Source organism: Roseomonas indoligenes (assembly GCF_017813365.1).
Classification (GTDB): Bacteria; Pseudomonadota; Alphaproteobacteria; order Acetobacterales; family Acetobacteraceae; genus Roseomonas; species Roseomonas indoligenes.
In genome coordinates this window covers 201,246-227,214 of the sequence record NZ_JAGIZA010000006.1, presented here as the reverse complement: position 1 = coordinate 227,214, position 25,969 = coordinate 201,246, and the positions used below count along the sequence as shown (strand labels likewise).

At 71.5% G+C, this 25,969-nt stretch carries 28 protein-coding genes; 10 read left to right on the top strand and 18 right to left on the bottom strand.

The genetic code is table 11. The features are described 5' to 3' along the window. Positions 1-152: 152 nt before the first annotated feature. The 5 genes from purL to J5Y10_RS12645 all read left to right on the top strand — a co-directional run bounded on the left by purL (position 153) and on the right by J5Y10_RS12645 (position 5,337). Positions 153-2,396: a phosphoribosylformylglycinamidine synthase subunit PurL gene (gene purL, locus J5Y10_RS12665; protein ID WP_209374044.1), complete on the top strand. Its 2,244-nt coding sequence runs from the start codon at positions 153-155 to the stop codon at positions 2,394-2,396. Between the two features lie 14 nt (positions 2,397-2,410). Continuing rightward, positions 2,411-2,644, top strand: a complete 234-nt coding sequence (locus J5Y10_RS12660; protein ID WP_209374043.1) for a BolA family protein — start codon at positions 2,411-2,413, stop codon at positions 2,642-2,644. 23 nt (positions 2,645-2,667) lie between these two features. Continuing rightward, positions 2,668-3,009, top strand: a complete 342-nt coding sequence (grxD, locus tag J5Y10_RS12655; RefSeq protein ID WP_209374042.1) for a Grx4 family monothiol glutaredoxin — start codon at positions 2,668-2,670, stop codon at positions 3,007-3,009. A 19-nt stretch (positions 3,010-3,028) separates the two neighbouring features. Beyond that, the gene (locus tag J5Y10_RS12650) at positions 3,029-4,303 is read left to right on the top strand and encodes an MFS transporter (protein ID WP_209374041.1); all 1,275 of its coding nucleotides are present in this window, start codon (positions 3,029-3,031) and stop codon (positions 4,301-4,303) included. 74 nt (positions 4,304-4,377) lie between these two features. Continuing rightward, positions 4,378-5,337 carry a Bug family tripartite tricarboxylate transporter substrate binding protein gene (locus tag J5Y10_RS12645; protein WP_209374039.1) on the top strand — a complete coding sequence of 320 codons (960 nt, stop codon included), beginning with the start codon at positions 4,378-4,380 and terminating at the stop codon, positions 5,335-5,337. 10 nt (positions 5,338-5,347) lie between these two features. On the opposite strand, the gene J5Y10_RS12640 is transcribed toward J5Y10_RS12645, so the two are convergent. The 3 genes from J5Y10_RS12640 to rpsD all read right to left on the bottom strand — a co-directional run bounded on the left by J5Y10_RS12640 (position 5,348) and on the right by rpsD (position 8,010). Then, on the bottom strand, positions 5,348-6,376 hold the full coding sequence (locus tag J5Y10_RS12640; protein ID WP_209374038.1) for an amino acid ABC transporter substrate-binding protein: 1,029 nt from the start codon (positions 6,374-6,376) through the stop codon (positions 5,348-5,350). Positions 6,377-6,530: 154 nt separating this feature from the next. Next, positions 6,531-7,307, bottom strand: a complete 777-nt coding sequence (locus J5Y10_RS12635) for a TspO-related membrane protein (RefSeq protein WP_209374037.1) — start codon at positions 7,305-7,307, stop codon at positions 6,531-6,533. 85 nt (positions 7,308-7,392) lie between these two features. Then, complete coding sequence (rpsD, locus tag J5Y10_RS12630) at positions 7,393-8,010, bottom strand: 30S ribosomal protein S4 (RefSeq protein ID WP_209374036.1); 618 nt, start codon at positions 8,008-8,010, stop codon at positions 7,393-7,395. 241 nt (positions 8,011-8,251) lie between these two features. Between rpsD and J5Y10_RS12625 the strand changes: the two genes are divergently transcribed. After that, positions 8,252-8,470, top strand: coding sequence for a hypothetical protein (locus J5Y10_RS12625; RefSeq protein ID WP_209374035.1), 219 nt, complete (start codon positions 8,252-8,254; stop codon positions 8,468-8,470). A gap of 11 nt (positions 8,471-8,481) precedes the next feature. After that, positions 8,482-8,937 carry a DUF3237 domain-containing protein gene (locus tag J5Y10_RS12620; RefSeq protein ID WP_209374034.1) on the top strand — a complete coding sequence of 152 codons (456 nt, stop codon included), beginning with the start codon at positions 8,482-8,484 and terminating at the stop codon, positions 8,935-8,937. Between the two features lie 18 nt (positions 8,938-8,955). On the opposite strand, the gene J5Y10_RS12615 is transcribed toward J5Y10_RS12620, so the two are convergent. The 4 genes from J5Y10_RS12615 to J5Y10_RS12600 all read right to left on the bottom strand — a co-directional run bounded on the left by J5Y10_RS12615 (position 8,956) and on the right by J5Y10_RS12600 (position 12,070). Next, positions 8,956-9,420 carry a hypothetical protein gene (locus tag J5Y10_RS12615; protein WP_209374033.1) on the bottom strand — a complete coding sequence of 155 codons (465 nt, stop codon included), beginning with the start codon at positions 9,418-9,420 and terminating at the stop codon, positions 8,956-8,958. A 40-nt stretch (positions 9,421-9,460) separates the two neighbouring features. After that, positions 9,461-10,441 carry a Bug family tripartite tricarboxylate transporter substrate binding protein gene (locus tag J5Y10_RS12610; RefSeq protein ID WP_209374032.1) on the bottom strand — a complete coding sequence of 327 codons (981 nt, stop codon included), beginning with the start codon at positions 10,439-10,441 and terminating at the stop codon, positions 9,461-9,463. Positions 10,442-10,575: 134 nt separating this feature from the next. Beyond that, a complete protein-coding gene (locus J5Y10_RS12605) occupies positions 10,576-11,523 on the bottom strand; it encodes an amidohydrolase family protein (RefSeq protein ID WP_342452905.1) in 948 nt (315 codons plus the stop codon). Positions 11,524-11,593: 70 nt separating this feature from the next. Further along, positions 11,594-12,070, bottom strand: coding sequence for a MarR family winged helix-turn-helix transcriptional regulator (locus J5Y10_RS12600; RefSeq protein WP_209374030.1), 477 nt, complete (start codon positions 12,068-12,070; stop codon positions 11,594-11,596). Positions 12,071-12,126: 56 nt separating this feature from the next. Between J5Y10_RS12600 and J5Y10_RS12595 the strand changes: the two genes are divergently transcribed. After that, on the top strand, positions 12,127-13,392 hold the full coding sequence (locus tag J5Y10_RS12595) for a flavin-dependent oxidoreductase (RefSeq protein ID WP_209374028.1): 1,266 nt from the start codon (positions 12,127-12,129) through the stop codon (positions 13,390-13,392). An 8-nt stretch (positions 13,393-13,400) separates the two neighbouring features. Here the strand turns inward: J5Y10_RS12595 and J5Y10_RS12590 are convergent, their stop codons facing one another. From J5Y10_RS12590 to J5Y10_RS12580, 3 genes are read right to left on the bottom strand one after another with little or no spacing between them, the layout of a single operon-like run. Continuing rightward, positions 13,401-14,120, bottom strand: coding sequence for a lysophospholipid acyltransferase family protein (locus J5Y10_RS12590; protein ID WP_209374026.1), 720 nt, complete (start codon positions 14,118-14,120; stop codon positions 13,401-13,403). Then, positions 14,117-15,103 carry a phosphatidate cytidylyltransferase gene (locus J5Y10_RS12585; RefSeq protein WP_209374024.1) on the bottom strand — a complete coding sequence of 329 codons (987 nt, stop codon included), beginning with the start codon at positions 15,101-15,103 and terminating at the stop codon, positions 14,117-14,119. Before J5Y10_RS12585 ends, J5Y10_RS12590 begins: the two co-directional genes overlap by 4 nt. Continuing rightward, the gene (locus J5Y10_RS12580; RefSeq protein ID WP_245214623.1) at positions 15,100-15,753 is read right to left on the bottom strand and encodes a CDP-alcohol phosphatidyltransferase family protein; all 654 of its coding nucleotides are present in this window, start codon (positions 15,751-15,753) and stop codon (positions 15,100-15,102) included. Before J5Y10_RS12580 ends, J5Y10_RS12585 begins: the two co-directional genes overlap by 4 nt. Before the next feature lie 124 nt (positions 15,754-15,877). On the opposite strand from J5Y10_RS12580, the gene J5Y10_RS12575 reads away from it, so the two are divergent. After that, positions 15,878-16,846: a Bug family tripartite tricarboxylate transporter substrate binding protein gene (locus J5Y10_RS12575; protein ID WP_209374019.1), complete on the top strand. Its 969-nt coding sequence runs from the start codon at positions 15,878-15,880 to the stop codon at positions 16,844-16,846. On the opposite strand, the gene J5Y10_RS12570 is transcribed toward J5Y10_RS12575, so the two are convergent. From J5Y10_RS12570 to J5Y10_RS12535, 8 genes are all read right to left on the bottom strand, one after another. Then, a complete protein-coding gene (locus J5Y10_RS12570) occupies positions 16,847-17,593 on the bottom strand; it encodes a sulfite exporter TauE/SafE family protein (RefSeq protein WP_209374017.1) in 747 nt (248 codons plus the stop codon). A gap of 54 nt (positions 17,594-17,647) precedes the next feature. Further along, positions 17,648-18,481, bottom strand: coding sequence for an RNA methyltransferase (locus J5Y10_RS12565; RefSeq protein WP_209374015.1), 834 nt, complete (start codon positions 18,479-18,481; stop codon positions 17,648-17,650). 73 nt (positions 18,482-18,554) lie between these two features. Beyond that, positions 18,555-19,061 (bottom strand): GNAT family N-acetyltransferase, encoded by a 507-nt coding sequence (locus J5Y10_RS12560; protein WP_209374013.1) that lies wholly within the window; start codon positions 19,059-19,061, stop codon positions 18,555-18,557. Then, on the bottom strand, positions 19,046-20,488 hold the full coding sequence (gene cysS / locus J5Y10_RS12555; RefSeq protein ID WP_209374011.1) for a cysteine--tRNA ligase: 1,443 nt from the start codon (positions 20,486-20,488) through the stop codon (positions 19,046-19,048). Before cysS ends, J5Y10_RS12560 begins: the two co-directional genes overlap by 16 nt. Before the next feature lie 5 nt (positions 20,489-20,493). Beyond that, on the bottom strand, positions 20,494-21,825 hold the full coding sequence (gltX, locus tag J5Y10_RS12550) for a glutamate--tRNA ligase (protein WP_209374009.1): 1,332 nt from the start codon (positions 21,823-21,825) through the stop codon (positions 20,494-20,496). Next, positions 21,822-22,223: a hypothetical protein gene (locus tag J5Y10_RS12545; protein WP_209374007.1), complete on the bottom strand. Its 402-nt coding sequence runs from the start codon at positions 22,221-22,223 to the stop codon at positions 21,822-21,824. Before J5Y10_RS12545 ends, gltX begins: the two co-directional genes overlap by 4 nt. Then, on the bottom strand, positions 22,220-23,629 hold the full coding sequence (locus tag J5Y10_RS12540) for a nitrilase-related carbon-nitrogen hydrolase (RefSeq protein WP_209374005.1): 1,410 nt from the start codon (positions 23,627-23,629) through the stop codon (positions 22,220-22,222). Before J5Y10_RS12540 ends, J5Y10_RS12545 begins: the two co-directional genes overlap by 4 nt. A gap of 111 nt (positions 23,630-23,740) precedes the next feature. Beyond that, positions 23,741-24,742 carry an SDR family oxidoreductase gene (locus J5Y10_RS12535; protein ID WP_209374003.1) on the bottom strand — a complete coding sequence of 334 codons (1,002 nt, stop codon included), beginning with the start codon at positions 24,740-24,742 and terminating at the stop codon, positions 23,741-23,743. 144 nt (positions 24,743-24,886) lie between these two features. On the opposite strand from J5Y10_RS12535, the gene J5Y10_RS12530 reads away from it, so the two are divergent. Beyond that, on the top strand, positions 24,887-25,930 hold the full coding sequence (locus tag J5Y10_RS12530) for a 2OG-Fe(II) oxygenase family protein (protein ID WP_209374001.1): 1,044 nt from the start codon (positions 24,887-24,889) through the stop codon (positions 25,928-25,930). The last annotated feature ends 39 nt before the right edge of the window (positions 25,931-25,969 follow it).

Genomic DNA, 25,969 nt, shown 5'->3' with positions numbered 1-25,969 from the left:
CCAACGGCATTGCCGAGGCCCCACCAGGGCAACGCGAAGCGTTGTCCCGCCCCACCCGCGCGCCCCTGATGGCCCCACCCATGCAACAACCGCCCACCCCCACCCCGGAAAGGCCCCTCGACAAGCGCCCCCCCTCTCCCCAAAACCCGCAAATGCCGAACGCCCCCGAAACCCCCGCCAACCTCCTGGATGAAGCGAAGGCCCGCGGCCTCGCCAAGGATTTCGGCCTGAAGGGCGATGAGTTCGACAACGTGCTGGCCATCCTCGGCCGCAACCCCAGTCTCACCGAACTCGGCATCTTCTCGGTGATGTGGAGCGAGCACTGCTCCTACAAATCCAGCCGCGTCTGGCTGAAGGAACTCCCCACCAAGGCCCCCTGGGTCATCCACGGCCCGGGTGAGAATGCCGGCGTGATCGACATCGGCGATGGCCTGGCCGCCATCTTCAAGATGGAGAGCCACAACCACCCCAGCTTCATCGAGCCCTACCAGGGCGCCGCCACCGGCGTCGGCGGCATCCTCCGCGATGTCTTCACCATGGGCGCCCGCCCCATCGCCAACCTCAACGCGCTGCGCTTCGGCGCCGTGGACAACCCCAACACGAAGCGCATCCTGGATGGCGTCGTCCGCGGCATCGGCGGCTACGGCAACTGCGTCGGCGTCCCCACGGTGGGCGGAGAGGTGAACTTCCACCCCGCCTACAACGGCAACCCCCTGGTGAACGCGATGACGGTCGGCATCGCCCGCCAGGACCGCATCTTCCTCAGCGCCGCCGCCGGCATCGGCAACCCCGTCGTCTATGTCGGCAGCAAGACCGGCCGGGACGGCATCCACGGCGCCACCATGGCCAGCGCCGAATTCTCCGAGGACGCGGAGGAGAAGCGCCCCACCGTCCAGATCGGCGACCCCTTCGCCGAGAAGCTTCTCATCGAGGCCTGCCTGGAACTGATGGAGACCGACGCCATCGTCGCCATCCAGGACATGGGCGCCGCCGGCCTCACCAGCAGCAGCGTGGAAATGGCCGGCAAGGGCGGCGTTGGAATCGAGCTCGTCATGGAGAACGTCCCCCAGCGCGAGGAAGGGATGTCCGCCTACGAGATGATGCTGAGCGAGAGCCAGGAGCGGATGCTCATGGTCCTCAAGCCCGGCGAGGAGCACGTGGCCGAAGCCATCTTCCGCAAGTGGGAACTGGACTTCGCCGTCATCGGCCACCTCACCGACACCGGCCGCATCACCCTCCGCCACAACGGCGTGCTTGAGGCGGACATCCCCCTCGCCCCCCTCGAATCCCAGGCCCCCCTCTACCGCCGCCCCACGGTCGAAACCCCGAAGCAGCCCCTGCTCGACCCGGCCAGCATCCCCAACCCCACCACCATCCCCGCCGCGCTGAAGACCCTCATCGCCAGCCCCGACCTCTGCTCCCGCCGCTGGATCTGGGACCAGTACGACAGCACCGTGAACGGCCAGACCGTCCGCCGCCCCGGCCAGGCCGACGCCGCCATCGTCAGGCTGGAGGACAGCCGCAAGGCCCTGGCCATGACCACCGACGTCACCCCCCGCTACTGCTTCGCAGACCCGGAGACCGGCGGCGCCCAGGCGGTGGTGGAGACCTGGCGCAACATCACCGCGACAGGCGCCACCCCCCTCGCCATCACCGACAACATGAACTTCGGTAACCCCGAGCGCCCGGAGATCATGGGCCAGTTCGCCGCCTGCATCCGCGGCATGAAGGCCGCGTGCGAGGCGCTGGACTACCCCGTCGTCTCCGGCAACGTCTCCCTCTACAACGAGACCCGTGGCGTCGAGCACCCGCAGGCCATCCTGCCCACCCCCGCCATCGGCGGCGTCGGCGTGATCGAGGACGCCTCCAAGGCCGTCGGCATCGCCCCCCGCTCCGGCCGCGAACTCGTCCTCATCGGCGAGACGAAGGGCCATCTCGGCCAGTCCCTCTGGCTGCGCGAGATCGCCGGCCGTGAGGAAGGCGCCCCCCCGCCCGTCGACCTCGCCGCCGAGCGCCGCCACGGCGACTTCGTCCGCGCCCGCATCCTCTCCGGCGCCATCGGCGCCTGCCACGACTGCGCCGACGGCGGCCTCCTCGTCGCCCTCGCCGAGATGGCCCTGGCCGCCAACTGCGGCATGGTGATCGAGGCCCCGCCCCCCGGCATCCCCGCCCACGCCTTCTGGTTCGGCGAGGATCAGGCCCGCTACGTCTGCGCCACCCCGGACGCCCCCGCCCTGCTCGCCGCGGCCAAGGCGGCCGGCATCCCCGCCATGCGCATCGCCCAGCTCGCCGGTACCACCGGGGCCTTGGCGCTGCCCGGCCACCCCGCCATATCCCTGGATGAGCTGCGCACCGCGCATGAGGGCACCCTCCCCGCCCTCATGTCGGACGCCTGAGGAGGACGACGACGATGGCCATGCCCGCCGCCGAGATCGAGGCCCTGATCCGCGCCGCACTTCCCGACGCCAAGGTCACGATCGAGGACCTGGCCGGCGACGGCGACCATTACGCCGCCACCGTCATCTCGGAATCCTTCCGCGGCATCCCCCGCGTGAAGCAGCATCAGATCGTCTATGCGGCCCTGCAGGGCCGCATGGGCGGCGAACTCCACGCCCTCGCCCTCCAGACCTCCACCCCCGAATAAGAGAACGGAGTGAAAGAGACCCCATGTCCGACAACCCCGCCTTCGCCCAGATCAAGGGCGAGATCGAAGCCAACCCGGTCACCCTCTTCATGAAGGGCACCCCGGTCTTCCCGCAATGCGGCTTCTCCGCCCGCGTGGTGCAGATCCTGTCCCACATGGGCGTCCCCTTCCACGGCGTGAACGTCCTCGCCGATCCGGAAGTGCGCGAGGGCATCAAGGCCTTCTCCAACTGGCCGACCATTCCCCAGCTCTACGTGAAGGGCGAGTTCGTCGGCGGCTGCGACATCGTCACCGAGATGTTCCAGAGCGGCGAGCTCGGCACCCTCCTCACCGAGAACGGCATCCCCCACACCCAGGCCGCCTGAACCGGAGAGCCCGGGCAGCGTGAGGGACGGCGGCCCCGCCTTTCCGCAGGCCCCCGGGCCCCTTTCTCCCGGCGAAGGTCCGAAAGGCCTCGCCGGCGCCTCCTGGAAGATCGCCCTCGCCGTCACCCTGCTGATGCAGACGGTGGCGGCCTTCCTGAACCAGTGCGTCCCGGTGCTCGCCCCCCTCCTCACGGGCAGCGCCGGCCTCCCGCCGGAGGCCGCCGGCCATCTTGCGGCCCTGTCCACCACCGGCACCCTCCTCTTCCTCCTCGTCGGCATGCCCGTGCTCGCCCGGCTCGGCCCAGTCCGCACCCTCCAGGCGGGGGCAGCGATCGCGGCGGGCGGCATGGCGGTCGCGGCCCTCGGCAACACCTTCGCCCTTGCCGTCGCCGCCCTCCTCATCGGCGTCGGCTACGGCCCCACGCCGCCCGCCGGCAGCCGCATCCTGGCCGCAACCGCCCCGCCTAGGCACCGCACCCTCATCTTCTCCATCAAGCAGGCCGGCGCCCCGCTGGGCGGCGTGGTCGCGGGGCTGGTGATCGCGCCCGTGGCCGCCTCCGCCGGCTGGCCCTTCGGCCTGGGCCTCGCCATCGCCATCGCCCTCGTCTCCGCCGCCCTCATCCAGCGCAGCCGCCCCATGCTGGACGTGGAGCGGGAGCCGGATCGCCCTATCCATCCCCTCGCCCTCCTCTCCCGACGCAACGTCACCGGCCCCTTCACCGCGCTTGGCCTTCATCCTCTCCTGCCGCCGCTGACGGTGCTCGCCTGCTCCCTCGCCACGCTCCAGGGCTGCCTCACCACCTTCGCCGTCACCTGGCTGACCACGACGCGCGGGCTGAGCCTGACCCAAGCGGGCGCGGTCTTCGCCGCCATGCAGGGGGGCGGCATCATCGCACGCATCGTCCTCGGCTGGGTGGCGGACCGCATGGCGAACGGGCCCATGAACCTCGTCGGGCAAGGCCTGGGCGCGGCCGTGCTGGTCGCCCTCTTCGTGCTGCTGCCGCCAATGGGGTTCTGGCCCACCCTCATCCTCGGTGCCCTCGCAGGATCGCTGGCGGCGAGCTGGAACGGGATCTACCAGTCCGAGGTCGCCCGCCTCGCCCCGCCGGGCCGGATCGCGGAGGCCACGGCAGGATCCTCGACTCTGTCCTTCCTCGGCTACCTCATCCCGCCCACCATCTTCGCCGCCCTGGTCAGCGCGACCGGAAGCTGGCTCCTGCCCCAGCTGCTGACGGCCGGTCAGGTCGTGCTGGTGGCGCTGCTGGTGCTGCCCAGGCTGCGCCGGCGGGCGTGAGAGGCGATTCCGCTTCCCCTCGGCTCGAAACACCGCCGATACTCACAGGGAGGAAACGAAACGGGAAAAATCCCATGCCTTTCACCCGCCGCCAGGCCCTCGGCCTGGGTGCCGTCGCGCTGGCCCGACCCGCCCTCGCGCAGCGGGGCTTCCCGGACAAGGCGATCCGGATGCTCGTGCCCTGGGCGCCCGGCGGCACGACGGACGTTCAGATGCGGGCCTTCTGCGATGCCGCGGGCAAGCGGCTCGGCCAGCCCGTGGTGGTGGAGAACAAGGCGGGTGCGGGCGGCATCCTCGGCGCGCAGGCACTGCTGAGCGAGAGGCCGGACGGCTACACGCTGGCGCAGATACCGATCAGCGTCTTTCGCGTCCCCTACATGAGCCAGCGCCCACCCTTCGACCCGCTGGCCGACTTCACCTACGTCAGTCACCTCACGGGCTATCTTTTCGGCGTGGTGGTGAAGGCGGACGCGCCCTGGGCGGACTTCCCGGCCTTTCTGGCGGATGCGAAGGCCAATCCGGGGAAGTTCAACTACGGCACGCCGGGTGTCGGCACCTCGCTGCACATCACGATGGAGCAGATCGCGGGGTTGCGGGACATCACCTACGTCCATGTCCCCTTCCGCGGCGTGGCGGAGAACATGCAGGCGCTGCTGGGCGGGCAGATCCACGCCACGGCGGACAGCTCCGGATGGGGACCGCTCGTGGAGGAGGGGCGGCTCCGCCTTCTGGTCACCTGGGGACCGGACCGGGCGAAGCGCTTTCCCGCCGTGCCGACGCTGAAGGAACTGGGGATGGATATCGTGTCCACCTCGCCCTACGGCGTGGCGGGGCCGAAGGGAATGGATGCCGGCGTGGTGCGCGCGCTGGACGCGGCGTTCCGGGCGGCGGTGGCCGATCCGGCCCATGCGGCGGTGCTGGACCGGTACGACATGCCGGCGATGCCGATGGGGCCGGAGGAGTACACGAACTTCGTGCGCCGGACCGTGGAGGATGAGTCCGCCATGATCCGGCGCATGGGGCTGCGGCTCTAGGCCGGCCCCGTCAGCGCATGGGAAGCGCGTAGAGCAGCCCGCCGCGCGTCCAAAGTTCGTTGGCGCCGCGGGCGAGGCCGACGGGAGTGCGCGGGCCCATGTGGCGCTCGTAGATCTCGCCGTAGTTGCCGACAGCCTTGACGATGTTCACCACCCAGTTCGGGTCCAGCTTCAGCGCCTGGCCGAGTTCCGGCGTAACGCCGAGCAGGCGGCGCGTGTCGGGGTTGGTGGTGGTGCGCTTCACCTCGTCCACGTTCGTCCTGGTGACGCCGCTCTCCTCCGACTGGATCACGGCGTTCACGTACCAGCGGACCACGTCGTACCACTCGTCGTCGCCGCGGCGGACATAGGGGCCGTAGGGCTCCTTGGAGAAGCGCTCGTCGAGGATCTTCCACTCGCTCGGGTTCGGCATGGAGGAGCGGATGGCGGCGAGCTGGGAGGCATCGGTGCCGAAGGCGTCGCAGCGATTCGCTTGCAGGGCTTCGGCCGCCTGATCGGTGCGGGCGAAGAGGACGGGAGTGAAGGAGAGATTGTTGGAGCGGAAGTAGTCCGCGGTGATCCCCTCGTTCGTCGTGCCCTGGATGAGACAGATCGTGGCGCCGCCCATCTCGCTGGCCTTGGCGATGTTCGCGCTGGCGCGGACCATGAAGCCGTGCCCGTCGTAGAAGGCCGTCGAGACGTAGCGGATGCCGAGGCCAACATCGCGCAGCATCGTCCCCGTGCTCGTGCGGAACAGCACGTCGACCTCGCCCGAGGAGAGGGCGGTGAAGCGGGTGGAAGAGGAGAGCGGGGTGTAACGGACCTTGTTGGGGTCGTTGAAGAGCGCGACGGCGAGGCCGCGGCAGAAATCGACGTCGAAGCCCTGCCAGACGCCGCGGGAATCCGGCAACGCGAAACCCGCGATGCCCGTGTGGATCCCGCAGTTCAGCGTGCCGCGGGCCTTAATGGCATCGTACTGAGGGCCGGCCTCGGCGGCGCGCTGGGCCCCGAGAAGGGCGGCGGCGGCGGTCATCGTCGCCAGGATTGCGCGTCTCAACATGGTTATTGCCTTCCCTGATTCGTGAGGGAAGCGTGCGAAGCGCGGACGGGTGCCGTCAACACGCTGCGGGCGGTTAATGAAAGGGCCGAACCGGCGCGCTGCACAGGCCGCGAGCAGCCGCCGGGGTGACTGCCCGGACCAGTGACTTTCAGCTTCAGGCCGGCAGCGGGGCCACCCGGCGGCGCTGCCAGGTGACTGCGAAGACGAGGGCCAGCATCACGGCGGCGGCGAGGGCGGCGGGAATGTTCACCTGGTTGACGCCGAGGTTGGCGGCGACGACGCCGACGAAGGCCCAGAGAATGGCGGCGGCAAACCAGGTGGAATCCCGCCGCAGCAGCCAGACGAGGGCGGCCGCCGCACCCCCGGCGGCGAGGAGAATGATGACGGCGGCGAGCGTCGCCGCGATCCCGTGTTCCGGCAGGACATTCGCGAAGCGGGCGGCGGAGGAGAGGTTCACGAAGCTGGCGGCGGTGAGCCAGCCCGCGAGGAGACCGGTGAGCGGGGCGACGATCCAGCGGGCGCCGAGGCCGGCCTCCGGCGTGCTGCGGGCGACGAAGAGGGCCCAGAGCGCGCAGGCAAGGCTGGCGAGGATGATAAGGAAGAGCCCGAAGCCGACGGAGCCGGTGAGCTGGGAGGTGACCTGCCAGAGCGTGTTGAGGGCAAAGGCCCCGGCCAGCGGCCAGCCGGTGCGACGGGCCAGGGCACTATCGCGGTTGGCGGGCAGGAACTGCCAGATGCCGTAGGCGGCCGCGAGGGCGAAGATGATGCTCCAGATGGAGAAGGCGTAGCCGGCGGGCACGACGGGCGTACGGGCGGCGGCGGAGACGACGGCCATGGAGGTGCCGAGGCCGAGGGCCGGAAGGAAGGCGGTGGCGATCTGCACCCAGGGCAGGATGAGGCAGAGGAGGCGGCGGAGCTGGTCCTGCGGCATGGTCGGCGATCCCCGGAAACAGAGACGGCCGGAGGGTGATCCCCTCCGGCCGTCCGGGCAACGCCAACCTAAGGGCTGGGTTTGATCAGCGCGAGTAGAACTCGACGACGAGGTTCGGTTCCATCTGCACGGGATAGGGCACGTCGGACAGCTTCGGGGCGCGGACGAAGGAGCCCTTCATCTGGCGGTGGTCCACCTGGATGTATTCCGGCACGTCGCGCTCGCCGGACTGGGCAGCGTCGAGCACGGCGGTGAGGCCCTTCGACTTCTCCTTCACCTCGATGACGTCGCCGTCCTTCACGAGGTAGGAGGAGATGTTCACGCGCTGGCCGTTCACGGTGACATGGCCGTGGTTGACGAACTGGCGGGCGGCGAAGGGCGTGACCACGAACTTCATGCGGTACACCACGCAGTCCAGGCGGCGCTCCAGCAGCTCGATCAGGTTCTCCGAGGTGTCGCCCTTACGGCGCACGGCCTCGTCGTAGTACTTGCGGAACTGCTTCTCGCCGATGTTGCCGTAGTAGCCCTTCAGCTTCTGCTTCGCCATCAGCTGGATGCCGAAGTCGGTCGGCTTGTTCTTGCGGCGCTGGCCGTGCTGGCCGGGGCCGTACTCGCGCTTGGCGATCGGGGACTTCGCGCGGCCCCAGAGGTTCACGCCGAGGCGGCGGTTGATCTTGTACTTGCTTTCCGCGCGCTTGGTCATGCGCCGGCTCCTTCATCGCAGTCCGGGCTGGCGGCTGTTCAGCTCGTTGCCCGTGGTGTTGTCCCGGTAGTCCCTCGGCGCCCGCGGAACTGCGGGGCCGGGGCGGGCGCGCGCCGGGCAGGAGGCCAAAGGCCCCTGGGCACGTCCACGTTCCCGGGAAGAGCGGCGGCCGATAGGGGATTGGGGGGCGCTTGTCAAACCAAGCCTTGTCAAACCCAGGGGGGGTCCGTAACGGGCGCGGATGGGAATCCGCGAAGACATCCTCGTCCTTGGGCTCACCGCCGGGGTGATGGGGGCGCTGGTGGGCGGGCTGATGCTCGCCCTGGGTCTGGGCATGGTGACGCAGGGCGCGCATGCCGGCTGGGTGCTGGTGATCCCGGCCGCACCCTTGGCGGGGTGGATCGGGAAGATCCTGGCCAAGAAGCTCGTGAAGCGGCTGGACGCCGAGAAGCGGATCTGAAGGGCGGGACGATGGCCGAGGCGCTGGGGGAGTTCGTCGGGGAGCTGGACGTGGCAGTGGGGCCGCCCGTCCTGGTCGGTGCCACGCCGCTGGGGGAACGGCGGATCATCCCGATCCATGGCGGGCGGGTCTTCGGGCCCCGGATGGAGGGGGAGATCCTGCCCGGTGGGGCGGACTTCCAGCTGATCCGGCCGGACGGGGTGGCGGAGATCGAGGCGCGCTACTCGCTGCGGCTCTCGGACGGCGCGCTGGTCTATGTCGTGAACCGGGGTCTGCGAACGGCCGCGCCGGAGGACATGGCGCGGCTGATGCGCGGGGAACCGGTGCTGCCGGAGCGGGTATATTTCCGCACCAACCCGGTGTTCGAGACGGCGGCGGGGCAGCATGCCTGGCTGGGGCGCAGCCTGTTCGTCGGCTTCGGGGAGCGGCGGCCGGAGAGCGTGCGGATCCGGGTCTACGCCGTCTAGGCACGCTGGCGCCGAGGTTCAGGCCGGCCAGAGCGCGATGGCGATGACGTCCGGCTCCACGGGAACGCTGTCGTCCCGGCTGCCCTGGAATTCCATCCAGCTGATCCGTGCCATGACGGTCGCGGAATCCAGGAGGAAGAAGGGACCGCAAGGCAGCGGGGACGGGCTTGACGGGCTGGAGAGCGCGAAGCGGCGCGACGGGAAGAGGAGGCCGACGGTCCCCACCCGGGCCCAGGGATTGCCGCCCATCGGCTCGGCCGTGGGGTGGTCCGGCTCCGTGTCGTGGATGGCAATGTCGATGCGCTGCTGCAGGCACCCCTCGGTGTAGACGACGAGGCCGTTGGCAGGGACGAAGAGGCTCCGGTTCATCATCTCCGGCGTGATCTCTTCCGGTGGGCGGAAGGCGGAATCCCCGGGGTCAACAAGGTAGAACTGGCCGTAATCGGACTGCCACGCGAGGCTCGCCCAGCCGCGAAGCGCCAAGTTTGAGTCCTCCCGTGGTGCCTGACGTCAGTGGTGGGATCTACTCGATCGCGCGGAAGCCGGTCTTCTTGACCACATCGGCCCAGCGGGTGGTCTCGGCGCGCATATGGGCGCCGAAGGCCTCGCGGTTCCGGGGGGCGGCGCGGAAACCGGCCTCCTCCATCTTGCTCCGCAGCGCCGGGGCGGCCAGGGCGCGGCCCACGGCCTCGTCGAGCGAGGACAGGGTGGGGGCAGGCGTCGCGGCGGGGGCGACGAGGCCGAACCATGCGTCAAAGGCCAGCGACGGGCGGCCAAGTTCCGTGGTGGTGGGCACCTCCGGCAACAGGGGGGAACGGGCAGGGCCGGTGACGGCCAGGGCCTTCAGCTTGCCGGCCTTCACATGCGGGGCGACGAGGGCGACGGTGCCGAACATGCCCTGGACATTGCCGTTGAGGATGGCCGTCATCGCGTCGCCGGTGGCGCGGAAATGGACGGCCTCGATCGGGAAGCCGGCCTCGTTCGCCAGGATGGCGGCGCCGAAATGGCCGGGGGTGCCGGCGCCGAAGGTGCCCATGAAGACCTGCGGCGCGGCTTTCGCCCAGGTGACGTAGTCCGCGAGGTTGTTGGCGGCGACGGTGGTGGGGACGACGAAGGCGAAGTCGGCGGCCGCGACCTGGGCGACGGGCGCGAAGTCCCGCGCGGGGTCATAGGGCAGGCGGGCATAGGTGCTGGGGGCCATGGCGAGCTGGCCGACCTCCCCGAAGAGCAGGGCGGTGCCGTCCGCCGGGGCGGCGCGGGCGACCTCCTGCGCGGCGATGGCGCCGGCGGCGCCCGGCTTGTTGTCCACCACCACGCCGGCGGGAACGGCCTCGCGAAGGCCCTCGGCCAGAATGCGGCCCACCACGTCCGGGCCGCTGCCGGGCGGGAAGCCGAGGACGAGGCGGAGCGGGCGGTCCGGCAGGGCGGCGCGGGCGCGGGTCAGAAGGAGGGGCGCCGGCAGGAGTGCGAGCGCGGCGCGGCGGCCGATGCCGGAAGGCGTCATGGAGGTTTCCTGTCCCGTCTCTCGCCTTGTCCTGCCCGACAGGGGCGGCGGCGTGTCTGCGGCGATCTCGTGCATGGCGGGATTGTTGCGGTCAACGGGTGGGAAGGGGGCCACGCCCCCTCCCCTTCCCCGGCTCAGCTCTTCGGGAAGTCGTAGAGCTCGGCAGGGTTGTCCACGAGGATGCGCTTGCGCGCGGCCTCGTCCGGCACCCAGTTCGTGAGGAGGTCGAAGAGCACGGCGTCGTCGGGCTTCTTGTCCATCGCCTCGGTCGGGTGGGGCCAGTCGCTGCCCCAGACCATGCGCTGGGGCGCGGCGGCGGCGAAGGCGCGGGCAACGGCGCTGGAATCCGCGTAGGCGGGCGGGCCGGACTTTGTGTCGGCATAGGCGCCGGACAGCTTCACCCAGGTGTTGCCCTTGTCGATGAGGGCGCGGATCACCTTGAAGGTTTCGCTCTCTACGCCCGCGGGCTGCGGGCAATGGGCGAGGTGATCGAAGACGAGCTTGCCGCGGACGCGGCGGAAGGTGTCGCCGGCCTCCACGATCTTCTCGCCGGGCATGTTGATCTGGCAGTGCCAGCCCAGGGCGTCCACGCGCTGCGAGAGGGGTTCCAGCATCTCCAGCGTGGTGGCGCCGAACTGGGCGAGGTTGAAGCGGATGCCGCGGATGCCGGCGGCGTGCAGGCGCTGCAGCTCGGCATCGGTGACGGAGGTGTTCACCACGGCGACGCCGCGGAAGTTGGGGCCCAGGGCGGCCATGCCCCGCAGCGTGGGCGTGTTGTCCGTGCCGTAGAGCGAGGGCTGGATGACGACGCCGCGCGTGGTGCCGATGCGCTGCTGGAGTTTGCGGTAGTCGTCCGGCGAGGCGTCGGGCGCGGCGAGGCCGCCGGGGGCGGGCGGGGTGCGGTTGTCGTAGATGTGGAAGTGGCAGTCGCAGGCGTTCGGCGGGGCGCGGAACCGCGGGGCTTCCGTGCCGACCGAGAAGGGGACGGGTTGCTGGGCCAGGGCGGGGCGCGCGATGGCGGCGGCGGAAAGGGCGGCTGCGCCGGCGAGGACGGTTCGCCGGCCGTGATGGGGGGTGTTCACTGATTTCCTCCGTTCCGCCCTTGCTGGGCGGATGGCGGAGGCTAGGCCCGCCGAGGGCGGCAGGACACCCTTAAGAGGATTCGCGGCCCGCCCAGTTGTCCGGCGCTAGGCGCTCCAGCAGAACGGGCAGAGCCCCGGCCTCCGCGGGAGAAAGACTGGCGGTGATGCGGGCCTCGTGCTCGGCGACCACCGGCTTGAGGCGGCGCAGGGCCGTGCGGCCCTGGGCGGTGGCGTGGAGGCCGATGCTGCGGCGGTCCGGCCCGGCGCGGCGTTCCAAAAGGCCCTGTCCTTCCAGGTGGTCCAGCAGCGGCGCGGCGCGCGAACGGCCATGGCCCATGGCGGCGGCCAGCCGGGCGGGCGCGATCCCAGGGGTGGCGGCGACGATGGACAGGGCGGCGAGCAGCGGCGGCGTGAAGCCGAGCGGGGATAGCGACGCCTCCAGATCGCGGATCACGCGGAGGTAGGCGCGCTTGATGCCGTAGGAGACGGTGCCGGACAGCGGGCCAAAATCGGCGGGTTCCGGGATTTCGTCATCCAGATCGTTCAATCGTTGAACCTTTCCTCTCGGACTGCCATCCTGCCCGGCAAGAGGAGGAACGGCCAATGCACGTTGTCATTTCCGGCGGCGGAATCGGCGGGCTCACGCTCGCGATGGCCCTGCACCAGGCGGGTATCGGGGTCGAGGTGCACGAGGCGGTGGCGGCGCCGCGGGCGCTCGGCGTCGGCATCAACCTGCTGCCTCATGCCGTGCGCGAACTGACGGAACTGGGGCTGGGCGAGCGCGTGCTGGCCGCGGGCGTGCCGACGCGGGAGCTGCTCTACGCCACGAAGCGCGGCGAGGAGGTTTGGCGTGAGGATCGCGGGCTGGCGGCGGGCTACCGCTGGCCGCAGGTGAGCATTCATCGCGGCGTGCTGTTCATGCTTCTGCTGGAGGCGGCGCGGGAGCGGCTTGGGGATGCGATCCATCTCGGCTCGCGCGGGGTCGGGGCGGAATCGGATGGCGATGGCGCGACGCTGCGGCTGGACGGCGGCGGCGCCGCGCGCGGGGACGTGGTGGTGGCCGCGGACGGCATCCACAGCGCCATCCGCGCGGCCTGGCACCCGCATGAGGGGGCGCCGCGCTGGAATGCGAACCTGATGTGGCGGGCCGTGTCCGAACACCCGGGCTATCTCACGGGCCGCACCATGGTGCAGGCGGGGACGAACGACCTGAAGTTCGTCTGCTACCCCATCCGGGAGGCGACGGCGGATCGCCCGGCGCTGATCAACTGGATCGCCGAGAAGCGGATGCCGGCCGACATGCACTGGGCACGGGAGGACTGGAACCGTGCCGGGCGGATCGAGGACTTCCTGCCGGATTTCGAGGGGTGGGAGTGGCCGTGGCTGTCCGTGCCCTCGCTGATCCGGGCGACGGAGGAGGTCTACGAGTTTCCGATGGTGGACCGCGATCCCCTGCCGGAATGGACGCGCGGGCGGGTGACGCTGCTGGGGGATGCGGCGCACCCGATGTACCCGATCGGGTCCAACGGGGCGTCGCAGGGCGTGCTGGATGCGCGGACGCTGGCCTATCACCTGGCGGTGGAGGGCGATGCTTTGGCGGGGCTGCGGGCCTACGAGGCGGCACGGCGGCCGGCGACCTCGGCGCTGGTGCAGGCGGCGCGGGGACAGGGGCCGGACCTGGTCCTGGACTTGGCGGAGCAGCGGGCACCGGATGGCTTCGAGGCCGTTGGCGGGCGCGAGGCGGTGCTGCCCTTCTCGGAGTTGGAGGAGATCTCGCGCGGCTACAAGAGGAAGGCTGGGTTCGATCCGGTCCTGCTGAACGCGCGGCCCAGCCTTTCCGCGCGGCTGGACGAGGCGGCACGGGCCTGAGCGGGCCTTCAGGGCGCGAGGCGACGGACGGCGGCCTGCATGGTGGTGGCGACGGATTGCCAGCCGGCCTTGTCGTTCGCCGCATCAGGGAACCGGTGCGGCGGGCCGATGGTGAGGGAGAGGGGGCAGAAGGGGCGCGGGGTGGCGGACTGGGCGGGCCAGGCGTCCCGTGCACCCTCCAGCCAGCAGGGCACGACGGGGATGTCGGTTCCGGCGACGAGCATGCCAAGGCCGGGCTGGAATGGGGCCATGGCGCCGTCGCGGCTGCGGGTTCCCTCGGGAAAGAGAATGTAGGCGAGGCGATCCTCGACCAGCCGCGCGCGCATGGTGTCGAGGTCACCGCGGCGGGAGCGGCCGCGCCACACCGGCAGGGCGTTGATGGCGTAGGCGGCGAAGGCCGAGACGGCTGGCCCGGCGAAGAAGAGATCACCGGCGGCCATGGCATGGGCGCGGCGGGCGGCGGGGCCGCGCAGGGCGGCGGCCAGGGCCAGGGCATCCAGGTGGCTGGCGTGGTTGGCGACGAGGACGAAGGGCGGCTCGGCCGGCAGGTTCTCCCGCCCCATGACGCGGAAGCGGTGGGCGGCGGCGAGGTAGCCGCGCACGCTTCGGCGCCAGGCGGCGTTGAGGGCAAGGCCGACGAGGCCCTGTTCGCGCGAAAGGCTCTTCAGGCGATCGGCCGGGGAAAGGCCGAGGTCTCGGGCAGGGCGAAGGTTCCAGTCGTCCATCATGGTCCCGTGATGACGCGCGCGGGCACGGCGAGGCCGAAGCCCACGAAATAGCCGACGAGGTGGAAAATCGCGGGGGCAACGAGGAGGAGGGAGTTGAAGCGATCCAGCACGCCGCCATGGCCGGGCAGGACGGTGCCCATATCCTTGATGCCGAGGTCGCGCTTGATGGAGGAGAGGAGGAGGTCGCCCATCTGGCCGGCGATGCTGACCAGCGCCCCCATGGCGACGAGCCAGACGGGGTTGGCGAGCGGCGTGCCGCGGAAGATGGCGCCGCCGACGAAGGCCACGAGGGTTGTCGTGACGATCACGGCGCCGAGGGAGCCGGAGACGGTCTTGTTCGGGCTGGTGGCCGGCACGAGCTTCGCGCCGCCGATGAGCTTGCCTGACGTGAAGGCGGCCACATCGTTCAGCGCGACGGCGGTGAGGAGCAGCAGGACGAGCGGGCGGTAGCCCGGGTCGTTCGCCATGTAGCCGAGATGGGACAGGCCCGCCCCGAAGAGCATGAAGGCGAGGATGGCGAGGGCGACGCGCTGGATGTAGCCGGCCGGGCGGTCCAGCGGGATGGTCGCCACGGCCAGCAGGCAGGCCATGAGGGGCCAGAGGGCGACGAAGAAGCCGTACCAGTGGTCCAGCGCCGCGAAGTTCACGGCGAGGATGCCGATGACCACCGTGGCGCTGAGCACGCGTTCCCGGAACAGGCCGGTGGCGCGCGCGTATTCCCGGTAGCAAAGCAGGGAGAGGACCGTGACGGCGCCGATGGTCCAGGCGCGGCCGAGCAGGACGGGGCCGAGCATCAGCGGGAGCAGCACGCACCAGGAGGCCCAGCGCAGCCAGAGCTCCCGCCGGAATTCCGGCTTCGCGCGGCCGGATTTCGAGAGCCAGAGGATGGCGAGGCCGGAGACCGCCAGGACCGCGAGGGTGGCGACGATGATGCCGGTGGTGACGGGGTGGGCGAAGACGCCGCCTTCGGGATTCGGGATCATCGGGCGCGAAGCTTTCCGGCGATGCCGTGGAGGCGGCGCAGCGCCGTCACGGAGGCGAGCACGGTGATGATGACGAGGGCCCAGAAGGGCAGCGGGGCGTTCCAGGCGACCGGTGTGACGGCGCAGAACACGGCGAGGACGGTGACGAGCGCCATGCGCTGCTGCTTCGCCATGGGGCCGCGGAAGTCGCTGGGCGTCCCGGCGGCCTTGCCGGTGGCGCGGACATAGGCGGTGGCCATGGCCGCGAGCGCGGTGGCAAGTCCCCAGGCCGGACTGCCCGCCGCCACGCCGAGGCCGAGCAGGGTGGCAGTGTCGGAGACGCGGTCGGGGATCTCGTTCCACAGCTCACCCACCGGGGAGGCTACGCCGCGGCCGATGGCGACCATGCCGTCCATCAGGTTCGCGAGAAGGCGGAGCTGGACGAAGAGGGCGCCGAGAATCCAGAGGGGGCGGGCGGCTTCCGGCCACCAGGCCGTGCCGGCCAGGGCAAGGCCGGCGAGAATCCCCGCCACCATGCCGGCACCCGAGATGCCGTTGGGCGAGGCGCGGCGGGCGATCAGCCAGCCCGCGAAGCGATTGGCGAAGCCCGTGTCGCGGGCGGCGATAGGGCGGCGGTCCGCGCCCCCTTGCCCTGCCCCCTGGCCTGCCACGCCCTGTCCTGTCGTTTCCATGGCGGGGAGAGTGGCAGGCCCAGGGCGGAAAGGCCAACCGAGCCGCGATTGAGCCATCGCACCCGCGCCGATAGGCTTCCGCGCAATCACGGGAGGGAATCCGATGTCCGTTACGGCCTGGGCGCTCGCGAGGCGGTGGTGCGCGGGGGCGCTGATGGCGCTGGCGGTGCCGGTGATGGCGGAGGCGCAGGAGAGCTATCCATCCCGCCCCGTGCAGCTGATCGTGCCCTATCCGCCCGGCGGGAACACGGACCTGATGGCCCGCGCCCTGCAGCCCGCCCTCTCCCGCGCGCTGGGGCAGAGCGTGGTGATCGTGAATCGCGGCGGCGCATCCGGCTCGATCGGCGATGCGGAGATCGCACGGGCGCGGCCGGACGGATACACGATCGGGCTCTCCCCCAACACGCCGCTGACCGCGCAGCCGCACCTGGTGCCGCTGAGCTACTCGCTGGACAGCTTCCGCTATCTCTGCCTCGTCTACGACAACCCGCAGGTGCTGATCCTGGCGAAGGACGCACCGTTCCGCGACATCGCGGGGATGGTGGCCTATGGGCGGCGCGGGAAGGAGGCGCTGGTCTATGGCTCGCCCGGGCAGGGCAGCACGCAGCACATCCTGATCGCGCGACTGCTGCGGGCCGCGGGGGTGGAGGCGCTGCACGTGCCCTTCACCGGGGCGGGGCCGATGGCGCAGGCGGCGATGGGCGGGCAGATCATGGGGTTCGTGGAAAGCCCCTCCATCCCCGTCTCCTCCGGGCTGCCGGTGGCCGGGGTGTTCAGCGCCGGGCGGATCGCGGCGCTGCCGGAGGCGCCGACGATGACGGAGGCGGGGTACCCGATCGTCGGCAGCTCGGCGGGCGGGCTGGTAGCGCCGGCGGGGCTGCCGGATTCCATCGCTGAGGCGATCCAGCGTGCCTGCAAGGAGGCCGTGGGCAGCGAGAGCTTCGCGACGGCGGCCGGGCGGCTGAACTCCGTGCCGAGTTACCTTGAGGGCGCGGAGTTCCGGACGCGCTTCGCGGCGGAAAGCGAGAGCAACCGGCAGGTGCTGCGCGATCTGGGGATCGCGCGGGAGTAGTCAGCCCCGGAGCGGCAGGCCGAGGATCGCGGCGAGGGCGATGAGGGCGAAGCAGGCGTGGCGGAAGGCCTTCTCGCTGGCCCGGCCGAAGAGGCGGGCGCCGCACCAGAGGCCGAGGGCGTAGCCGGGGGCGACGAGGGCGGAGAGGAGCAGGACCTCTGCCGTGAGAAGGCCTCCGGCGAGGTAGACCGCGGCGCTGATGAGGCCGGAGGCGGCGAAGAAAAGGACGATGTTGGCCCGCACCCGCGCGGCAGGAATGGCGCCGCCGAGCCAATAGGCGACCACGGGCGGTCCGCCCATCTGGGCCGCGCCGGAAAGGATGCCGGAGGCGGCGCCGACGCCGATGGAGAGAGGCAGCGCCGGGCGGCCGTGATAGCGCCATCCCGAGGCGAGCAGGGCGAGCATGGCCAGCGCAAGGGCGCACATGCCCCAGCGGAGCGCGGTGGGATCCAGGTGCAGGAGGAGCCAGGTGCCGGCCGGGGTTCCCGCCAGGGCGCCGAGAAGGAGGGAGCCGACCTCCCGCCGCTCCGCCCCGCGCCAGGCGGCGGGGATGAGAGGAAAGGCGGTGACCGTGTCCACCACCAGGAGGAGCGGCACGGCGATACGGGGCCCGAGAGTGGCGCTGGCGAGCGGGATGAAGATGAGGGCGGCGCCGAAGCCGGAGAAGCCGCGCGCCAGCCCCGCGACGGCCGCGATGACGACCGTGACGGCCATGGTGCCGGCGGCAGGCAGGTCGGAGAAATCCATCGGCGCCTTCGGGGACGCGGCAGGCTGGCGGCAGGGCGCGCCGCTGTCCAGCGCCTAGCCGTCGATCTGCGGATCCACCGTGGGCATTGACGGCGGCTCCGGCGCGGCCGGGCCGCCGCGGGCGACGCGGCCACGGGAGAGTTCCGTCACCACGCCGTGCAGGGTGCGAAGCTCCTGCTCCGTCACCTCCCCGCGCTCGAAGAGGTGGCGGATGTTGCGGACCATGCCCGGGCGCTTGGGGATGTTGTCGAGGAAGCCGCAGGCGTCCAGTTCGCGGGTCAGGCGGCCCAGGAAGCCCTCCAGCTCGCCCTTGGTGGCGACGCGGGTCTCGTTCGTCATCAGGGCGCGGGGCGGGGTGGGCTCCTCGGCCATCCACCACTCGTAGGAGAGGATCATCACGGCCTGGGCGAGATTCAGGCTCATATGCACGGGGTTGAGGGGGTAGCGGACAAGAGTATCGGCGCGGGCCATGTCCTCGTTCTCCAGCCCCGCGCGCTCCGGCCCGAAGAGGATGGCGGCGCGCTTCCCCTCCGCGTTGATGGCGCGCAGGTCCTCCGCGGCGCTGCGGGCCGTGCGCACGGGAATGATGATGTGGCGCGGGCGGGGGCAGGTTGCGAAGACGCGATGGCAGTCCGCCACGGCATCGTCCACCGTCTCATGGATCGTGGCGGCGTCCAGGATGCGGTCCGCGCCGGATGCGGCGCGCCAGGCGACCTCCTGCGGCCAGCCGTCGCGCGGGGCCACGATTCGTAAGTGGAAGAGGCCGCCATTTGCCATGGCGCGGGCCACGGTGCCGATGTTCTGCGCCATCTGCGGGCGGACGAGGACCACGATGGGGCTCTCGCTGGGCGGGGGTGTCAGGGCGGCGCCGCCCTCTTTGCCGGTCATATCGGGGGGATGCCGCTGCGGGCCGGGTTGGGCAAGGGGAATGGCGGTGCCCCTGCCCTGCCCTTTGCGGGAATCAGCCGGGCCCGGTGCGGCGCGCCTGCCATTCCGGGCGCAGCATCGACATGACGACGAGGTCCGCGCGGGTGCCATCCTCGCGCGGGCGGGCCTCGCGCAGGCGACCCTCCTCGGTGAAGCCCTCGGACGCGTAGAGGTGGATGGCGCGGGCATTGGTGTGCAGGGCGTGCAGCCAGAAGCGGTGCGCGGGCGTGTTGGCGAAGGCCCAGTCGGTGATGACGCGGAAGAGGGGCCGGCCGAGGCCGCCGCCGGGCCGCGCCAGGGCGAGGCGCTTGAGGCAGCGGTTCCCGCGCGCCTCCGTCATCTCCGAGAGGATCGCGAAACCGACCTGCGCGCCACCTGCCTCGGCCACGAAGTAGGCGAAGGCGGGGGAGGCGAGCTGGGCCTCGTGCTCCTCCCGGCTCTGGTGATTGATGAAGGCGTCGTGGCCGGGGGTCGCCTCCACGGCCATGACATAGGGGAGGTCGGCCGCGGTCGCGCGGCGCAGGCCTATGCCCGGCGCCACGTGGTCGCGCCCTTCCCGTCCTCCAGCACGATGCCGCGGTCGGCGAGGTCGGCGCGGATGCGGTCCGCCTCCGCCCAGTCCTTGCGGGCGCGGGCGTCCAGGCGGGCCTGGATGGCGGCCTCGATCGCCGCGTCATCCTGCCCTTCCCCGCTCGTCGTCCGTCCCTGGCGCCAGGCCTTGGGCTGGGAGGGGAGCAGGCCGATGGCGGCGGCGGCCTCGCGCAGGGCGGCGCCGGCCTGGCCGGGCTTCGGGTTCCAGCCGCGGTCGGCGCGGGCGAGGACCGTGGCCATGGAGCCGCCGACCTGCATCACGTTCTCCAGCGCGCGCAGGTCGCGCAGGCGGGCGATGACGAGGGGGGTGTTCAGGTCGTCGGCCAGGGGTTCCAGCGCCCAGGCAACCATGTCGGCCACCGTCGCGTCGTCGGCCTCGGGCTTCGGCAGGTTGCGGACGAGGAGGGCGTAGTGGTCGTCCAGCTCGGCGCGGGCCTCGTCCAGGCGCTCGGCGGTGTAGTCCAGGGCGGCGCGGTAATGGGTCTTCAGCAGCAGCAGGCGGAAGGCTTCGCCGGCCCAGGCTCCGCGCGCGAGGATGCCCCGCACCGTCAGGAAATTGCCGACGGACTTCGACATCTTCTCGCCGTCCACGAGCAGCATGCCGTTGTGCATCCAGAGATGCGCGAAGCGGCTGCCGGGGAAGGCGCAGCAGGACTGCGCCACCTCGTTCTCGTGGTGGGGGAAGATCAGGTCGGCGCCGCCGCCATGGATGTCGATCTCCTCACCAAGATTGCGCCAGGCCATGGCGGAGCACTCGATGTGCCAGCCCGGGCGGCCGCGGCCCCAGGGGGAGTCCCAGCCCGGTGTTTCCGCGTCGCTGGGCTTCCAGAGGACGAAATCGCCGGGATCGCGCTTGTAGGGCGCGACCTCGATGCGGGCGCCGGCGAGCATCTCGTCCGGCGTGCGGCCGGAGAGGCGGCCGTATTCGGGGTAGGAAGCGACGGAGAAGAGCACGTGCCCTTCCGCCTCGTAGGCGTTGCCGTTGGCGATCAGCTTCCCGATGATCTCGATCATCTCGGGGATGCTGGCGGTCGCGCGCGGCTCCACGTCGGGCGGCAGGCAGTTCAGGGCCTGCATGTCCGCGTGGAAGTCGGCGGTCGTGCGGGCAGTGATGGCGGCGATGCTTTCGCCGCTCTCGCGGGAGCGAGCGTTGATCTTGTCATCCACGTCCGTGATGTTCCGGACATAGGTGACGCGCGGATAGACGCGGCGCAGCAGGCGGGCCAGCACGTCGAAGACGACGACGGGGCGCGCATTGCCGAGATGCGCGAGGTCATAGACGGTCGGGCCGCAGACGTAGAGGCGGATGTGCTCCGGGTCGATCGGGCGGAACTCGACCCTCTCGCGGCGGGCGCTGTCGTGGAAGTGGAGGTGCATCGTGTTCAGCCGATCGATCGCCGCAGGCGGATCGCGGCGCGGTCGCGGCCGATCAGCGGCAGGAAGGTCTTGAGGTCGGGGCCGTGGTCCTCGCCCGTCAGGGCGCGGCGGAGGGGGAGGAAGAGGGGCTTGCCCTTCTTGCCCGTCGCAGCGCCGATCGCGGCGGTCCAGGCGGGCCAGGTGGCCTCGTCCCAGGGCTCGGCGGGGAGCGCGTCGGTCGCGGCGCGCAGCAGATCGGCCTGGTCCGGCTGCTCGGGCACGGTGATCTCTCCGCGCGCGACCTCGTGCCAGTCCCGGGCCTCGTTCAGCAGGTCGAGGTTGCCGCGCACGGCGAGCCAGAAGGCCTCGTCGGCACCTTCGGGCAGGCGGTCCTTCACGGCCTCGAAGCTCAGGGCGTGCAGGTGCTTGCGGTTGAGCGCGAGAAGCTGCTTCGTGTCGAAGCGCGCGGGGGAATGGGAGATCCGGGTGATGTCCCAGTCCGCGACCAGGTCGCGCGGGGATGCCGCCACGGGATCGCGCGAGCTGCCGAGGGCGGCGAGGTAGCCGGTCATCGCGGCCGGCTCGATCCCATCGCGCCGGAACTGGCGGAGGGAAATGCTGCCGAGGCGCTTGGACAGCGGGCCGCCCTCCGCGTCCAGCAGCAGGGGCATGTGGGCGAAGTAGATGCGGTTGGGGCGGCCGGACAGCGCCTCGATGATGTCGATCTGGATGCCGGTGTTGGTGACGTGGTCCTCGCCCCGGATGATGTGGGTGATGCCCGTCTCCAGGTCGTCCACGACGGAGGTGAAGGTATAGAGGAAGGACCCGTCCGCGCGGATCAGCACGGGGTCCGACAGGCTGGGCAGCTTCACGCTGCGCTCGCCCAGCACGCCGTCGCGCCAGGCGACGGTGCGGGTGTTGAGCTTGAAGCGCCAGTAAGGGGTCTTGTTGTTGGCCAGCGCCCGCTCGTACTGGTCTTTCGTCATCTTCAGGGCGGCGCGGTCGTAAATGGGCGCGCGGCCCTGCTTGCGGCGCTGCTCGCGCTTGAAGTTCAGCTCCTCCTCGCTCTCGAAGCAGGGATAGAGCAGGCCGGCCTTCTTCAGCTTCTCGGCCGCGGCCTCATAGGCGGCGGTACGGTCGGACTGGCGGAGAAAATCGTCCCAGTCGAGGCCGAGCCAGCGCAGGTCCTCCTCGATGCCCTGGGCGTATTCGGGCTTGCTGCGGCCGGTATCCGTGTCGTCCAGGCGGAGGAGGAAGGTGCCGCCGCGCTTGCGGGCCTCCAGCCAGTTGGCGAGGGCGGGGCGGGCATTGCCGACATGGAGCCAGCCGGTGGGGCTGGGGGCGAAGCGGACCTTCACTCGCCCTCCTCCTCCCCGGCGCTGTCGTCGTCCTCGTTCGGCAGGTGGCGGCGGGGGTCGAGGGCGCGCCAATCGCGCTCCGTCCGGGTGCGCGGGGGCTTCTCGGCGAAGCCGCGAACCTCGGCGGCGCTGGTCCAGTGCTCCCCGTCCAGGTCCAGGGCCTCGGCGTCCTCGCCGAAGGCGAACCAAGCGGCCAGCACGGCATCCGCGTCGGCGCCGGGGGTGCGACAGCGCTCGACGCTGTCGCGCACGTAGCGGCGGGCGAAGGTGGCGGCATCCGCGGCGGTGGCGAAGCCGCGGATGTCCTCCACAGGCTCGTCGCCGTTCCCGCCGGAGAGGTCCTTGATCCGGACGAAGGGGCCCGTCGGGGCGGGCTTGGGGGAGTGGTGGTCGCTCATGGTGCCTGGGCCCTGTCTTTCTCTGCGTGGCCGAAGGCGCGGGGGGCGATGTTCAGGCCGGGCGGGAGCAGGCGGCGCTTGTAGTCCGCGCGCACCAGGCTTTGCCAGAGGGTCAGGCCGGACTCATGCCGTTCGGCGGGCGCGGGCTCCTCCGCCGGCAGGGGCAGGAAGGGGTATTCCGGGCCCAGGGCGTCGGGCGGGCGGGCGGCATTGCGCCACTCGGCCAACCGGCGGCACTGGGCCGGGGAAAGGTATCGGAGCGGGAAAAACGCGGCGGAGCAGGCGCTGAAGCCGTTGACGGGCTGCACCCCCTGCCCTGCCTGGGACAGCACATCCATGGCAAGGCGGCGCAGCGGGTTCCGCAGGAAGGGGGCGGCAGGCGGGAGGGCATTGCCCAGGCACTCCAGGGCGGGCCCCAGGTCCAGGATCGAGGAGGCCAGGCCGAGGCGGCTGGCCAGCGGGGCGGCGGCTTCCTGCAGCAGGAAGGCGCGGACCCGGATGGAATCCGTGCCGAAGGCGTCCACGGCCAGGGCGGCGGTCAGCGCGGTGGCCGGGTCGTCGTCCAGCGCGATCAGGATGGGGGCCGGGGCGAAGCGCAGGGCGTGGTCGCGCAGCGCGAGGAGAAGGGCCCGCCAGAGGCGCTCCTCCCACTCCATCGGGGCGGAGAGCGGGGATGAGGCGCAGCGCCAGGCACCTCCCTCCTGCCGCCACTCCGTGACGGTGAAGGATTCGGCGAAGGAAGGGGTCCTGAGGGCGGGGGAGCGGTCGGCGTTCAGGACCAGGGCGGCGCCGTCATGCGCGCTCTCCTCCTCCGCGCCGAGACGGTTGAGGAGGACCAGGGGCAGGCCGTTCTCCACCACGCGGGACAGGGCGGCCTGGAGGATCCGCTCCGGGCTGTCCGTCTCCTCGGGAAGGGAGTCCAAGGCGACGAGGATCTCGGCGCCGGTCTCGGCCAGGGTCTCGGGGATTGCGGGGTTGCGCCAGTCCGCGCCGGGCATGAGGCCGAGGCGGAGGTCGCCCAGGGCGAGCGGGCCGGGCACGGGGCCTGGGTCGAAGCCCGGGCGCGGGTGGTGGGCGGTGCGGCGGCCGCGGAGGCCCCCCTCGGCGAGAACGACGACCGACTCGTGCAGGCGTCCATGCTCCCGCCAGGGCAGGCCGACCGTCATGGCGGGGCCATCCGCGGTGGCAAGCGGGGCTAGCGCGGTCTCGCAGGCCGCGGCGAAGGCAGCATCACCCGCGACGGCCGGAGGAACAGCGCCGGAAAGGGAGTGGACGGGGGTGAGGAGGAGGTCCGCGCCGGCATCGGCCGCGCGGGCGCGCAGCGCGGCGAGCTCCGCCGCGTTGGCCTCGGGCGCGGCCATGCGCGGGTTGAAGCTGGCCAGGGCGATACGGAGTGGGTCGTGCATGGATCGCACGAACCTAGGGTAGTTCCCCCGCGCGCGGAAATACCTGTTTTCCCGGTGTTTTCGCATCGAATACGGGGATCGGCGCGGTGCACCGACCCCCGCATGGAGCGGTCAGGGCTGGCCGCTGCCCCCGGCGGCGCCATAGACCTGCCCGGTGGCGTAGCTGGCATCGGCCGCGGCGAGCTGGACGTAGATGGAGGCCAGCTCCGCCGGCTGGCCGGGGCGGCCGAGCGGGGTATTGCCGCCGAAGGTCTTCAGCTTCTCCATCGTCGCGCCGCCGGAGACTTGGAGCGGGGTCCAGATCGGGCCGGGAGCCACGCCGTTCACGCGGATCCCCTTCGGGCCAAGCTGCTTCGCGAGGGACTTGGTGAAGTTCATCATCGCCGCCTTCGTCATGGCGTAGTCCACCAGGTTCTCCGACGGGTCGTAGGCCTGTTCCGAGGTGGTCTGGATGATGGCGGCGCCGGGCTTGAGATGCGGCAGCGCGGCCTTGGTGATCCAGAACATCGCGTAGATGTTCGTCTTTATCGTCGCGTCGAAATCCTCGGAGCTGATGTCGCCGAGGGCCTGGCGCTGCTGTTGGCGGCTGGCGTTGTTGACGAGGATGTCGAGGCCGCCCAGCCGTTCCACGGCGGTGGCGACCATCTGGCGGCAATGCGCCTCGTCCCGGATGTCGCCGGGCAAGGCCAGGGCGGTGCGGCCGGCCTTCTGGATGAGGTCGATCACCTCCCGCGCGTCGGGCTCCTCGTCCGGCAGGTAGCTGATGGCGACATCGGCCCCCTCCCGCGCGAAGGCGATGGCGGCGGCGCGGCCCATGCCGGAATCGCCGCCGGTGACCAGCGCCTTGCGGCCGGCGAGGCGGCCGGAGCCCTTGTAGCTCTCCTCCCCATGGTCGGGGCGCGGGTTCATGCGGCCGGCCAGGCCGGGGAAGGGCTGGGTCTGCTCCTGGAAGGGCGGGCGGGGGTAGCGGCTGCGGGGGTCGGGCAGCGCGGCCGGGGCCGCCCCGGGCTGGGCCTGTGCCTGCGCATCGCCGGGGCTGGCCGCCGCGACCACCATGCCGACGCCGGCGGCGGCCCCGACCATGCCGCGCCGCGACATCCTCGTTTCGTCCATAATCCTGTCTTCCCTGTCGTCCGCGCCGCGCCTGGGGCGGGCAGTTGGCTAACGCTCGGCGGCCGGGATCGGGCTGCTCCGGGCGATCAGAATCGGGTGCGGCCGGGGTAGCGGGGCGCGGCGCGGCGCGCGAGAAAGGACGCCATGAGCGACCGTTCCGTCTTCCTTGTGGGCGATCACCTGCCGGGGATCGTGCTGCCCGACGCCTCCGGCCAGGGCTTCGACGTGATGGGACAGGTCATCGCCGGACGGCCACGGGTGCTGGCGCTGGGCGGGCTGCCGGAGGAGGAGGCACCGGCGCTGGAGAGCGCGGCGCGCGCGGCGGGAACGGTGTTGGTGGAGGTTTTGGCCGGCGCGCCCGACGGAACGGTGCGGCCGGGGCCGCAGCGGGTCTTCGACGCGGGGGGTGGTGCCTTCCGGGCCCTTGGGCTGGCTGGGGGTGGGGTGGCGGTGGTCTCGCCGCGTGGGCGGCTGGAATTCGCCGCGCCTGCCGGGCCGGCGGGAATGGCGAGCGCCGTGCGGGCGGCGCTGGCAGCCCTTCCCTCCCCTGCCCCGGCGCCGCCGGTGCGGCGCGGCGGCGCGCCGGTGCTGCTGGTGCCGGACATCCTGGAGCCGGAACTGGTGGCGGCATTGCTGGCGCATTGGGAGCGGGGCGAGAAGCAGAAGGACCGGGTGGCCGGTGCCGCCGAGGCGGCCGGGGCGCACCGGATCAAGCGCCGGGCGGACGTGTTCCTGGACGACCGGGGGCTCTACGAGACCTTTCACGCCCGGCTGATGCGCCGGGTGCTGCCGGAGATGATGCGGGCCTACCGCTTCCAGCCCGTCTCTTACGAGGTGCCGCGGATCGGGTGCTACGATGCCGCCGATGCCGGGGCCTTCGAGGCGCACCGCGACAACCGCACGCCCTTCACCGCCCATCGGCGCTTCGCGATGAGCCTGAACCTCAACACGGGCGAGTACGAGGGCGGGACGCTGCGCTTCCCGGAGTTCGGGCCGGACCTGCATGAGCCGGAGGCCGGCGGGGCGGCGATCTTCGGCTGCGACATGCTGCACGAGGCCCTGCCCGTGACCCGCGGCCGGCGCTTCGCGATCTTCACCTTCTTCACCGATGCGGAGGGGGCGAAGCAGGAGCAGGCGCTGATCCGGCAGCGCGCCGCGGCCGGGCAGCAGGGCATCCAGATGCGATAGGGGTCACCTCCTCTTGAGGTGCCATGCCCGCGCCATATT

What these genes read in the sequence shown, in the direction of transcription:
- purL (WP_209374044.1), top strand. Translation starts at nt 153, where the DNA reads ATGCCGAACGCCCCCGAAACCCCCGCCAACCTCCTGGATGAAGCGAAG.
- J5Y10_RS12660 (WP_209374043.1), top strand. Translation starts at nt 2,411, where the DNA reads ATGGCCATGCCCGCCGCCGAGATCGAGGCCCTGATCCGCGCCGCACTT.
- grxD (WP_209374042.1), top strand. Translation starts at nt 2,668, where the DNA reads ATGTCCGACAACCCCGCCTTCGCCCAGATCAAGGGCGAGATCGAAGCC.
- J5Y10_RS12645 (WP_209374039.1), top strand. Translation starts at nt 4,378, where the DNA reads ATGCCTTTCACCCGCCGCCAGGCCCTCGGCCTGGGTGCCGTCGCGCTG.
- J5Y10_RS12640 (WP_209374038.1), bottom strand. Translation starts at nt 6,376, where the DNA reads ATGTTGAGACGCGCAATCCTGGCGACGATGACCGCCGCCGCCGCCCTT.
- J5Y10_RS12635 (WP_209374037.1), bottom strand. Translation starts at nt 7,307, where the DNA reads ATGCCGCAGGACCAGCTCCGCCGCCTCCTCTGCCTCATCCTGCCCTGG.
- rpsD (WP_209374036.1), bottom strand. Translation starts at nt 8,010, where the DNA reads ATGACCAAGCGCGCGGAAAGCAAGTACAAGATCAACCGCCGCCTCGGC.
- J5Y10_RS12625 (WP_209374035.1), top strand. Translation starts at nt 8,252, where the DNA reads ATGGGAATCCGCGAAGACATCCTCGTCCTTGGGCTCACCGCCGGGGTG.
- J5Y10_RS12620 (WP_209374034.1), top strand. Translation starts at nt 8,482, where the DNA reads ATGGCCGAGGCGCTGGGGGAGTTCGTCGGGGAGCTGGACGTGGCAGTG.
- J5Y10_RS12610 (WP_209374032.1), bottom strand. Translation starts at nt 10,441, where the DNA reads ATGACGCCTTCCGGCATCGGCCGCCGCGCCGCGCTCGCACTCCTGCCG.
- J5Y10_RS12595 (WP_209374028.1), top strand. Translation starts at nt 12,127, where the DNA reads ATGCACGTTGTCATTTCCGGCGGCGGAATCGGCGGGCTCACGCTCGCG.
- J5Y10_RS12590 (WP_209374026.1), bottom strand. Translation starts at nt 14,120, where the DNA reads ATGATGGACGACTGGAACCTTCGCCCTGCCCGAGACCTCGGCCTTTCC.
- J5Y10_RS12585 (WP_209374024.1), bottom strand. Translation starts at nt 15,103, where the DNA reads ATGATCCCGAATCCCGAAGGCGGCGTCTTCGCCCACCCCGTCACCACC.
- J5Y10_RS12575 (WP_209374019.1), top strand. Translation starts at nt 15,878, where the DNA reads ATGTCCGTTACGGCCTGGGCGCTCGCGAGGCGGTGGTGCGCGGGGGCG.
- J5Y10_RS12570 (WP_209374017.1), bottom strand. Translation starts at nt 17,593, where the DNA reads ATGGATTTCTCCGACCTGCCTGCCGCCGGCACCATGGCCGTCACGGTC.
- J5Y10_RS12565 (WP_209374015.1), bottom strand. Translation starts at nt 18,481, where the DNA reads ATGACCGGCAAAGAGGGCGGCGCCGCCCTGACACCCCCGCCCAGCGAG.
- cysS (WP_209374011.1), bottom strand. Translation starts at nt 20,488, where the DNA reads ATGCACCTCCACTTCCACGACAGCGCCCGCCGCGAGAGGGTCGAGTTC.
- J5Y10_RS12545 (WP_209374007.1), bottom strand. Translation starts at nt 22,223, where the DNA reads ATGAGCGACCACCACTCCCCCAAGCCCGCCCCGACGGGCCCCTTCGTC.
- J5Y10_RS12540 (WP_209374005.1), bottom strand. Translation starts at nt 23,629, where the DNA reads ATGCACGACCCACTCCGTATCGCCCTGGCCAGCTTCAACCCGCGCATG.
- J5Y10_RS12535 (WP_209374003.1), bottom strand. Translation starts at nt 24,742, where the DNA reads ATGGACGAAACGAGGATGTCGCGGCGCGGCATGGTCGGGGCCGCCGCC.
- J5Y10_RS12530 (WP_209374001.1), top strand. Translation starts at nt 24,887, where the DNA reads ATGAGCGACCGTTCCGTCTTCCTTGTGGGCGATCACCTGCCGGGGATC.